10 protein-coding genes and 1 pseudogene are annotated in these 10328 nt (G+C 68.5%); 4 read left to right on the top strand and 7 right to left on the bottom strand.

Features of this window, described 5'->3' with window-relative positions; all coding sequences use genetic code 11:
* Window positions 1-75: 75 nt before the first annotated feature.
* Window positions 76-348, bottom strand: coding sequence for a 30S ribosomal protein S20 (gene rpsT / locus C4B30_RS12830; RefSeq protein WP_011352994.1), 273 nt, complete (start codon window positions 346-348; stop codon window positions 76-78).
* Window positions 349-650: 302 nt separating this feature from the next.
* Between rpsT and murJ the strand changes: the two genes are divergently transcribed.
* Window positions 651-2201, top strand: a complete 1551-nt coding sequence (gene murJ, locus C4B30_RS12835; RefSeq protein ID WP_027785239.1) for a murein biosynthesis integral membrane protein MurJ — start codon at window positions 651-653, stop codon at window positions 2199-2201.
* An 8-nt stretch (window positions 2202-2209) separates the two neighbouring features.
* Complete coding sequence (locus C4B30_RS12840) at window positions 2210-3052, top strand: SirB1 family protein (protein ID WP_027785238.1); 843 nt, start codon at window positions 2210-2212, stop codon at window positions 3050-3052.
* Window positions 3053-3128: 76 nt separating this feature from the next.
* On the opposite strand, the pseudogene C4B30_RS12845 reads toward C4B30_RS12840, so the two are convergent.
* From C4B30_RS12845 to lpxK, 5 genes and pseudogenes are all read right to left on the bottom strand, one after another.
* Window positions 3129-3326 (bottom strand): annotated as a pseudogene (locus C4B30_RS12845) (3-hydroxyacyl-CoA dehydrogenase); the annotation flags it as partial.
* Window positions 3327-3396: 70 nt separating this feature from the next.
* Window positions 3397-4059 (bottom strand): adenylate kinase, encoded by a 663-nt coding sequence (gene adk, locus C4B30_RS12850; protein ID WP_027785236.1) that lies wholly within the window; start codon window positions 4057-4059, stop codon window positions 3397-3399.
* 208 nt (window positions 4060-4267) lie between these two features.
* Entirely contained in the window at window positions 4268-5059 is a 792-nt protein-coding gene (kdsB, locus tag C4B30_RS12855; protein WP_027785235.1) for a 3-deoxy-manno-octulosonate cytidylyltransferase, read from the bottom strand.
* A gap of 124 nt (window positions 5060-5183) precedes the next feature.
* Window positions 5184-5378: a Trm112 family protein gene (locus tag C4B30_RS12860; RefSeq protein ID WP_006482216.1), complete on the bottom strand. Its 195-nt coding sequence runs from the start codon at window positions 5376-5378 to the stop codon at window positions 5184-5186.
* Window positions 5359-6387, bottom strand: coding sequence for a tetraacyldisaccharide 4'-kinase (lpxK, locus tag C4B30_RS12865; RefSeq protein WP_027785234.1), 1029 nt, complete (start codon window positions 6385-6387; stop codon window positions 5359-5361). Before lpxK ends, C4B30_RS12860 begins: the two co-directional genes overlap by 20 nt.
* A gap of 450 nt (window positions 6388-6837) precedes the next feature.
* Between lpxK and xseA the strand changes: the two genes are divergently transcribed.
* Together xseA and sodB are read left to right on the top strand one after the other, a co-directional pair.
* Entirely contained in the window at window positions 6838-8220 is a 1383-nt protein-coding gene (gene xseA / locus C4B30_RS12870; RefSeq protein WP_027785233.1) for an exodeoxyribonuclease VII large subunit, read from the top strand.
* A 230-nt stretch (window positions 8221-8450) separates the two neighbouring features.
* Window positions 8451-9029 (top strand): superoxide dismutase [Fe], encoded by a 579-nt coding sequence (gene sodB, locus C4B30_RS12875; RefSeq protein WP_027785232.1) that lies wholly within the window; start codon window positions 8451-8453, stop codon window positions 9027-9029.
* 104 nt (window positions 9030-9133) lie between these two features.
* Here the strand turns inward: sodB and chrA are convergent.
* Window positions 9134-10328: chromate efflux transporter (gene chrA / locus C4B30_RS12880; RefSeq protein ID WP_234015430.1), on the bottom strand; the 1195-nt coding region annotated here is incomplete at its 5' end.

The following is a 10328-nucleotide window of genomic DNA, read 5'->3' on the forward strand; positions in this document are numbered from 1 at the left end:
CAAAAAAACCCGCGTAAGCGGGTTTTTTTGCGATCGCAGGAAACAGGAGCGCCCGCGCGAGCGGGCGCACCAGATTTACGCTGCTGCCTGCAGGCCCTTGACGGCTGCGGCCAGGCGGCTCTTGCTGCGAGCGGCCTTGTTCTTGTGAACGATCTTCTTGTCGGCGATCGTGTCGATCGTCTTCACGGCAGCCTTGAACAGATCGGCAGCCTTGGCTTGGTCGCCGGCGTCGACAGCCTTGCGAACAGCCTTGATCGCGGTACGGAATTTCGAGCGCAGCGCCGAGTTGTGCGAATTTGCCTTCGCGGCTTGGCGGGCGCGCTTGCGTGCTTGTGCGGAGTTAGCCATGACGGTTCCTTATCCTGTCCTGTTTCCAGAGCTTGGAGCCTAGACGGCCAAGCGCTGCTTTTCGATCCGTCCCCTGAGAGCGATTGCCCAGGGGCGCATAAAAAACGGTGATTTTACCGGAGCCGACACATGGAAACGTCAGGCGCAACGCATGTGGCAAGCCCAGAAACGGCGGATTATAGCAACAAAATCAAGCGCGTGGCAAGTTTGGCGTCATCATGGCATGCCGGGCCGGTGCGGCGGGTGCGCTTTTCGGCATCCGGCCATGCCGGGTCGCGCAACGTCCGTATAATAAGCGCCCCATGAATCTATTCCGAGCCCTGCTGACGGTCAGCGGCTTCACGCTGCTGTCGCGCGTGACCGGACTGGCCCGCGAGACGCTGATCGCCCGTGCGTTCGGCGCCAGTCAATACACCGACGCGTTCTACGTCGCCTTCCGTATCCCGAACCTGCTGCGCCGCCTGTCCGCCGAAGGCGCGTTCTCGCAGGCGTTCGTGCCGATCCTCGCCGAGTTCAAGAACCAGCAGGGGCACGATGCGACGAAGGCGCTCGTCGACGCGATGTCCACCGTGCTCGCGTGGGCGCTGGCCGTGCTGTCGGTCATCGGCATCGCCGGCGCGTCGTGGGTCGTGTTCGCGGTCGCCTCCGGCCTGCACAGCGACGGCCAGGCGTTCCCGCTCGCGGTCACGATGACGCGGATCATGTTCCCGTACATCGTGTTCATTTCGCTGACCACGCTCGCCTCGGGCGTGCTGAACACGTACAAGAGCTTCTCGCTGCCCGCGTTCGCGCCGGTGCTGCTCAACGTCGCGTTCATCGGCGCGGCCGTGTTCGTCGCGCCGCACCTGAAGGTGCCGGTCTACGCGCTCGCGTGGGCCGTCATCGTCGGCGGCGTGCTGCAGTTTCTCGTGCAGCTGCCGGGCCTGAAGAAGATCGACATGGTGCCGCTGATCGGCCTCAACCCGCTGCGCGCGCTGCGTCATCCGGGCGTGAAGCGCGTGCTCGCGAAGATGGTGCCCGCGACGTTCGCGGTGTCCGTCGCGCAATTGTCGCTGATCATCAACACCAACATCGCGTCGCGGCTCGGGCAGGGCGCCGTGTCGTGGATCAATTACGCCGACCGCCTGATGGAATTCCCGACGGCGCTGCTCGGCGTCGCGCTCGGCACGATCCTGCTGCCGAGCCTGTCGAAGGCGCACGTCGACGCCGATTCGCACGAATATTCGGCGCTGCTCGACTGGGGGCTGCGCGTCACGTTCCTGCTCGCGGCGCCGAGCGCGCTCGCGCTGTTTTTCTTCGCGACGCCGCTCACCGCGACGCTGTTCAACTACGGCAAGTTCGACGCGCATACCGTCACGATGGTCGCGCGCGCGCTCGCCACCTACGGGATCGGCCTCGTCGGCATCATCCTGATCAAGATCCTCGCGCCGGGCTTCTATGCGAAGCAGGACATCAAGACGCCCGTGAAGATCGCGATCGGCGTGCTGATCGTCACGCAGCTCTCGAACTACGTGTTCGTGCCGCTGATCGGCCACGCGGGCCTTACGCTGAGCATCGGCGTCGGTGCGTGCCTGAACTCGCTGCTGCTGTTCCTCGGGCTGCGCAAGCGCGGCATTTACCAGCCTTCGCCGGGCTGGCTGCGCTTCTTCGTGCAGCTCGTCGGCGCGGCGCTCGTGCTCGCGGGCCTGATGCACTGGTGCGCGATCAGTTTCGACTGGACCGGGATGCGCGCGCAGCCGCTCGATCGCATTGCGCTGATGGCTGCGTGCCTCGTGCTGTTTGCTGCACTATATTTCGGTATGTTGTGGGTGATGGGCTTCAAATACGCTTACTTCAGAAGGCGCGCCAAGTGACGACCGCAATGACCCGCGTCCTCGACTACTTCAGCACGCTCGTGGCGGACGACGACAGTCTGCCCGTCACGGAAGCGGCGCTGTCGCTGGCGCAGGACGCGTATCCCGACCTCGACCTGCAGGGCACGCTGGCCGAACTCGACATGCTGGCGGCGCGGCTGCGCCGGCGGCTCGCCGACGATACGGACCTCAAGGGCCGTGTCGCCGCGCTGAACGACTTCTTCTTCCGCGAGCTCGGTTTCGCGTGCAATCACAACGATTACTACGACCCCGATAACAGCCACCTGAACGCCGTGCTGAAACGGCGGCGCGGGATCCCGATCTCGCTGTCGGTGCTGTACCTGGAGCTCGCCGAGCAGATCGGCGTGCCGGCGCGCGGCGTCTCGTTCCCCGGCCATTTCCTGCTGCGCGTGACGCTGCCGGACGGCGACCTGATCATCGATCCGACCAACGGCCATTCGCTGTCCGAAGCCGAGATGGTCGAGATGCTCGAGCCGTACGTCGCGCGTGCGGCCGGTGCGGTCGACAGCGCGTTGCGCGCGCTGCTGCAGCCCGCGACGAGCCGCGAGATCATCGCGCGGATGCTGCGCAACCTGAAGACGGTCTATCTGCAGACGGAACGCTGGCAGCGGCTGCTCGCGGTGCAGCAGCGGCTCGTGATCCTGTTGCCCGAGCAGCTCGACGAAGTGCGCGACCGCGGCTTCGCGTATGCGCGGCTCGACTACCTGCGTCCCGCGCTCGAGGATCTCGAGCAGTATCTCGGCGAGCGGCCGGAGGCGGAAGACGCGACCGTCGTCGAGTCGCAGGTCAGCGAATTGCGGCAGCGGATGCAGCGCGACGGCGAGGATTGAGTCGCCCGCGCGCCGGTGCCGGTACACGGAAAGAACGCACGCCCGCATCGCGGGCGTTTTTCTTGCGCGCGTGCCGTTACTTCGACTGCATCCGGACCGCGCCGTCGAGCATCGGATTCTCGACGATCTGGCGCACCCGCATCGCGTATTCGGCCGGCTTGCCGAGCCGCGGCGGGAACGGCACCATCGCGCCGAGCGCGTCCGGGAGCACGCCGAGCAGCATCAGCGTCTCGAACAGGCCGGGCGCGACCGTCATCACGCGGACACGCGCACGGCCGTGCCAATCGCAGCAGGCGAAAAAAAACCGCCCGGAGCGGGCGGCTTGCGGGGGCGCGACGTGCTGCTTACTTCAGTGCGCCAAACGCGCGCTCGCGGATTTCGTCGACGCTGCCGAGGCCCGAGATCTTGCGATACTGCGGCGCCTTCAGGCCGTTTTCCTCGCCGCGCTGCGCCCAGTCGCCGTAGTACGTGATCAGGGGCTTGGTCTGCGCTTCGTACACCTCGAGACGCTTTTTGACGGTTTCTTCCTTGTCGTCGTCGCGCTGGATCAGCGGTTCGCCCGTCACGTCGTCGTGGCCTTCGACCTTCGGCGGGTTGAACTTGACGTGGTACGTGCGCCCCGATGCCGGGTGCGTGCGGCGGCCGCTCATGCGTTCGATGATTTCCGAGAACGGGACGTCGATCTCGAGCACGTAGTCGATCGCGACGCCGGCTTCCTTCATCGCGTCAGCCTGCGCGATCGTGCGCGGGAAGCCGTCGAACAGATAGCCGTTCGCGCAATCGGATTCCTTCAGGCGTTCCTTGACGAGGCCGATGATCAGCGCATCCGGCACGAGCTTGCCGGCGTCCATGTAGCCCTTCGCCTCGACGCCGAGCGGCGTGCCGGCCTTCACGGCCGCGCGCAGCATGTCGCCCGTCGAGATTTGCGGGATGCCGAATTTTTCCTTGATGAAGTTTGCCTGGGTGCCCTTTCCCGCGCCGGGCGCGCCCAACAGGATCAAACGCATGGTGATATCTCCAAGTATGTAGATTCGTGAGGCGAGACATAAAGGCGTCGGCGACGGCGGGCGCGGGGCTTGCCCGGCGCGAGGCGGACCGGTCTGATGCGGCGCGTCGGCCAGGGCGACGCGCGGCTGCCGGCAGGGCCACGGGTGGGGTCAAGCGAGGACGCGCTGGTCGCGGACGGCTCGCACAATCGCCTGATTATGCCACGGGTTATTTTGAGCCCGGCTGAAAAAGGGCCTGCACGCGCGCGAGATCGGCCGGCGTGTCGATGCCGGCTTCGGGCGCGGACTCGGTGATCAGCACCGCGATGCGCTCGCCGTGCCACAGCGCGCGCAGCTGTTCGAGCTGCTCGGCCTGTTCGATCGGCGCCTGCGCGAGCGACGGATAGGTGCGCAGGAAACGCGCGCGATACGCATAGAGGCCGATGTGCCGGTAGACCGGGAAAGCCGGTGCAGGCATGGTCGCGACGTCCGGCCAGTGCGGCTGGTACGCGTCGCGGCTCCACGGAATCGGCGCGCGCGAGAAGTACAGCGCGACGCTCTGCGCGTCGAGCGCGACCTTCACGACGTTCGGGTTGAACACGTCGGCCGCATCGTGGATCGGGTGAGCCGCGGTCGCGATCGCGCACGCCGGATGCGCGGCCAGGTGCGACGCTACGTCGCGCACGAGCACGGGGTCGATCAGCGGCTCGTCGCCCTGTACGTTGACGACGACGGTGTCGTCGCGCCAGCCGAAGGCCGCCGCGACTTCCGCGAGCCGGTCGGTGCCGGACGGATGATCGGCGCGGGTGAGCACCGCTTCGAAGCCGTGATCGCGCGCCGCGTCGAGCACGCTCTGCGCGTCGGAGGCGACGAGCACCTGCTGCGCGCCCGCCTCGCGCGCGCGCTCGGCGACACGCACGACCATCGGCTTGCCGCCGAGATCGGCGAGCGGCTTGTTCGGGAGCCGCGTCGACGCGAGCCGGGCGGGAATGACGGCGATGAAGGGTGGCGGGTGAGTCATCGGGGAGTGCTGGGAAGGACGGGGCGGGCGACGCCGGAAGCCGGTCGCCCGGCGGAGTGCGGCGACCCGGCCGGGGCCGGGCCGTCGGTGTCGAATCGGTGCGCCGGGCGAGCGGCGCGGCGGTTCAGCGGCCGGCCGGGTCGACCGGCGTGCCTTCGACGGTCTGGCGCGCTTCGTCGACGAGCATCACGGGGATGCCGTCGCGGATCGGGTAGGCGAGCTTGTCCGCGTTGCAGATCAGCTCCTGCGCGGCACGGTCGTAGTGGAGCGGGCCTTTGCAGATAGGGCACACAATGATTTCAAGCAGGCGAGCGTCCACGGAGTTTCTCCACAACGAGGGCAATGAGGCGAGGGTCGAGCGCGGCTTCGACGGGGACAACCCACAGTCGGGCGTCGCGCCAGGAAGCGCCCAATTTTACTGCATCCTTCTCGGTGATCAGGATCGCATCGACGGCATCGTCGACGAACGGATTGTCGGCGAACGCGTAATGGTCGGGCAGCGCGCGGGTCGCCGGCGCGAGGCCGGCCGCGCGCAGCGTCGCGAAGAAGCGTTCCGGCGCGCCGATGCCGGCCGCGGCGAGCACACGTTCGTTCGCGAATTGCGACAGCGGGCGGCGCAGCGCGGGCTGATCGAGATGCCACGCGGCGCCCGGCGTCAGCGCGAGCGCATAGGTGTCGGGCCACGGCGGCAGCGCGCCGCTGTACGGATCGTTGACGAGCGTGGCGTCGCGGTGCCGCGACAGCGGCTCGCGCAGCGGGCCGGCCGGCAGCAGGAAGCCGTTGCCGCCGAGCCGGTGGTCGAATACGACGAGTTCGACGGTACGCGCGAGACGGTAATGCTGCAGGCCGTCGTCGCTGACGATCACGTCGACGTCCGGATGGGCGGCGCGTAGCGCCTGCGCGGTCGCGACGCGGTCCGGGCACACCCACACGGGCGCGCCGGTGCGGCGCGCGATCAGCAGCGGTTCGTCGCCGGCCGCGTCCGCCCGCGACGCCGGCGTGACGGCGGTCGGCGCCTTCACGTTCGCGCCATAGCCGCGCGACACGACGCCGGGCGTGAAGCCGGCCGCGCGCAGCGCGTCGACGAGCGCGATCACGGTCGGCGTCTTGCCGGTGCCGCCCACGGTCACGTTGCCGACCACGACCACCGGCACGCCGACGTCGACCGGCTGCTTCCAGCCTTGCGCGTAAGCGGTGCGGCGCAGCGCCGCGCACAGGCCGAACACGCATGCGAACGGCGTGAGCGCCCACGCGAGCGCGCCGCGCCGCTGCCATTCGCGTGTCAGGCGCGCTTCGAGTCGCGCGAGCGGGCCGCCGGGCGCGCTCATCGGGCCGGGCGCGGCGCGTGGTGCGCCGCGGCGAGGGACGGATTCGTCAAGGCGGATTCTCCGTTGGGCGGCGCATGCCGCAGGGTCCGTGGAAGGCGGCACTCTAGCGCGCCGCACGCCGGCGCGGCAAGCGCGACCGGCCGCCGCCGCTCGCGGGGCCGGATCGGGGCGGCCTGTGGATAACTCTGTGAAAAACTCCCCGGTCGATTGCCTCAAACGCCCGCCCGGCGGGCATCGAATCGGATGAGAATCGTTTCGAAAGGTTTAAAAAATTATAAAAATCAATGCGTTACGGAGAATTGTCTGGTGTTTTTTGCGGTTTCGGACCGTTTTACGCGGACGAATGTCAGCATGTGGACACCTTTGCGTGCGCGGCGGCGAATGCGGCGGCGCTGGACGCGGCTCGCGTGTCGGACTATCGTGACGCCGCCAGCATTCATCCGACCGCCCATGCTTTCCGATTCCCCTTTTTCCGCACCCGGCGCCACGCGCGGCGGCGACGAAGTGATTCCCGTTTCGGCGCTCAATCGTGCGATTTCGACGATGCTCGAGCGTTCGTTCCCGCTGCTGTGGATTTCCGGCGAAGTGTCGAATTTCACGCGCGCCGCGAGCGGCCACTGGTATTTCTCGATCAAGGACCAGCAGGCGCAGATGCGCTGCGTGATGTTCCGCGGTCGCGCGCAATACGCCGAATTCACGCCGCGCGAAGGCGACCGCATCGAGGTGCGCGCGGTCGTCACGATGTACGAGCCGCGCGGCGAAGTGCAGCTCAACGTCGAAGCCGTGCGGCGCACCGGGCAGGGGCGCCTGTACGAGGCGTTCCTGCGGCTGAAGGCGCAGCTCGAAGGCGAGGGCCTGTTCGCCGCCGAGCGCAAGCGGCCGTTGCCGGCCCACCCGCGCGCGATCGGCATCGTCACGTCGCTGCAGGCCGCCGCGCTGCGCGACGTGCTGACCACGCTCGCCCGGCGCGCGCCGCACATTCCCGTGATCGTCTATCCGGCCCCCGTGCAGGGCGCCGGTTCCGCCGAAAAGCTCGTCGCGGCCGTCGCGACCGCAAATGCGCGGCGCGAGGTCGACGTGCTGCTGGTCTGTCGCGGCGGCGGCTCGATCGAGGATTTGTGGTCGTTCAACGACGAGGCGCTGGCGCGCGCGATCGCGGCGAGCGAACTGCCGGTCGTCAGCGGCGTCGGGCACGAAACCGACTTCACGATCGCGGATTTCGCGGCCGACCTGCGCGCGCCGACGCCGACGGGCGCGGCCGAACTCGCGAGCCCGCAGCGCGCGCTGCTGCTGCGCGAGGTCGACGACCGCCAGCGGGCGCTCGCGCGCTGCATGGCGCGCCGGCTCGAACAGCGTGCGCAGCAGCTCGACTGGCTCGCACGCCGGCTCGTGAGCCCGACCGAGCGGCTGCAGCGGCAGCGCACGCACGTCGAGCAGCTCGCGGTGCGGCTGGCGTCGGCGGCGTCGCGGCCGGTGCGCGATGCACGAGCCCGTTTCGCGCTCGCGCAGCTGCGCTGGCAGCGCGCGCGGCCCGATCCGTCACAGGCGCGCCACGTGCTCGCGGGGCTGTCGCAACGTCTCGCGAGCGCATTGGAGCGCCGTCATGAACGCGACACGGCACGTGTGTCAGCCTGTGCGGCACGGCTCGAGGTGCTGAGCCCGCAGCGCACGCTCGAGCGCGGCTATGCGGCGCTGATCGATGCGCAGACGGGCCGCGCGGTGCGCGCGCCGAACGCGCTGAAGCCGCAGCGGCGCCTGACCGTGCATCTCGCCGAAGGCTCGGCCGACGTGTCGCTCGCCGACGTGCAGCCGCGGCTGACCGATACGATCTGACGTAAGCGGCGCGAGCGACACGCGAGGAACGTCGCCACGCGTGCAGCGCGGCCGGGCACGAATGCTGCGCATCGTCGGGTTCGTCCTGCCGGACGTTGCGCCAGCATCGCTTTTCCGCATACCGCGGATAAATGGCCCGTGAGTTTGCGGGGTTATTCGTCCTCGCCTACAATCGGACGCTCGGCAGCATTCAACACAAGCCCCCCTACATACTCAACGAAGGAATCGCCATGGCTCATACGCTCCCGCCGCTCCCGTACGCCGAAGACGCACTCGCGCCGACCATCTCGGCCGAGACGATCCAGTACCACTACGGCAAGCACCATCAGGCTTATGTGACGAACCTGAACAATCTGATCCCGGGCACGGAATTCGAAAACCTGCCGCTGGAAGAGATCGTGAAGAAGTCGTCGGGCGGCATCTTCAACAACGCCGCGCAAATCTGGAACCACACGTTCTTCTGGAACAGCCTGTCGCCGAACGGCGGCGGCGCACCGACGGGCGCGCTGGGCGATGCGATCAACGCGAAGTGGGGTTCGTACGACGCATTCAAGGAAGCGTTCACGAAGGCCGCGGTCGGCACGTTCGGTTCGGGCTGGGCATGGCTCGTGAAGAAGGCCGACGGTTCGCTCGACATCGTGTCGACGAGCAACGCCGCCACGCCGCTGACGACCGCCGACAAGGCACTGCTGACGATCGACGTGTGGGAACACGCGTACTACATCGACTACCGCAACGCACGTCCGAAGTTCGTCGAAGCGTTCTGGAACATCGTGAACTGGGACTTCGCAGCGAAGAACTTCGCGTAAGTCCGGCGCCTGCGCGCCGCCACGGCGCGCGCGGCATCGAAAAAAGCCCTCGTTTCCGAGGGCTTTTTGTTTTTGCGCGGCCCGAACGTGCCGCGTTCGCCGGTTCAGCCCACCATGCCGAACAGCCAGCCGAGCGCCGCGCTCGCGATCACGACTGCCCACGGCGGCACGCGCCAGAACACCAGCGCGACGAAGGCGACCAGTGCGGCGGCCAGGTCGCGCGGCGCGACGATCGTGTCGGTCCAGACCGGGTGATAGAGCGCGGCGAGCAGCAGCCCGACGACGGCCGCATTCACGCCGGCGAGCGCGGCCTGCATCCGCGTGCTGCGGCGCAGGCGTTCCCAGAACGGTGCGGTGCCGGCGATGAGCAGGAACGACGGCGCGAAGATCGACACGAGTGCGATCGTGCCGCCGAGCCAGCCGTTCGGCGCATCGCGCAGCGACGCTCCGAGGAAGGCGGAGAACGTGAACAGCGGCCCCGGTACGGCCTGCGCGACCCCATACCCGGCGAGAAACGCCGAATCGCCGACCCAGCCGGGTGCGACCACCGCCGCCTGCAGCAGCGGCAGCACCACATGGCCGCCGCCGAACACGAGCGCACCGGTGCGGAAGAACGCATCGACGACGGCGAGCGTATCGGAGCGCAGTGCGTGGGCCGCGAACGGCACGGCGACGAGCAGCGCCGCGAACACCGCGAGCCACAGCACGCCTGCCCGCGGCGACACGTGCAGCGGCAACGGTTCATGCGCGTCGCGCGCCGGTTGCGGCAGCAGCACGAGACCGGCCGCTGCGGCCACGACGATCACCGCGACCTGCGTCCAGGCGGCCGGCGCGAGCAGCGCGACGCACGCGGCCGCGGCCATCAGCGTGACGCGCCGCGCATCCGGGCACAGCGTGCGCGCCATGCCCCACACGGCCTGCGCGATCACCGCGACCGACACGATGCGCAGCCCGTGCAGTGCGCCGGCTTCGATCGGCGCGCCCGTAGCATGCACGCCGAGTGCGAACAGCATCATCAGCAGCGCCGACGGCAGCGTGAAACCGAGCCACGCGGCGAACATGCCGGCATAGCCGGCACGCGCGAGACCGATCGCCATCCCGACCTGGCTGCTCGCCGGCCCCGGCAGGAACTGGCACAGCCCGACGAGATCCGCATAAGTGCGCTCGGTGAGCCAGCCGCGCCGCGTGACGAATTCCGCGCGAAAGTAGCCGAGATGCGCGACCGGCCCCCCGAACGACGTCAGGCCGAGCCGCAGGAACGCGATGAATACGGGCCACGGGTGACGGGCGGGGGCGGGG

The organism is Burkholderia sp. BE12 (assembly GCF_002959955.1).
Taxonomy (GTDB): Bacteria; Pseudomonadota; Gammaproteobacteria; order Burkholderiales; family Burkholderiaceae; genus Burkholderia.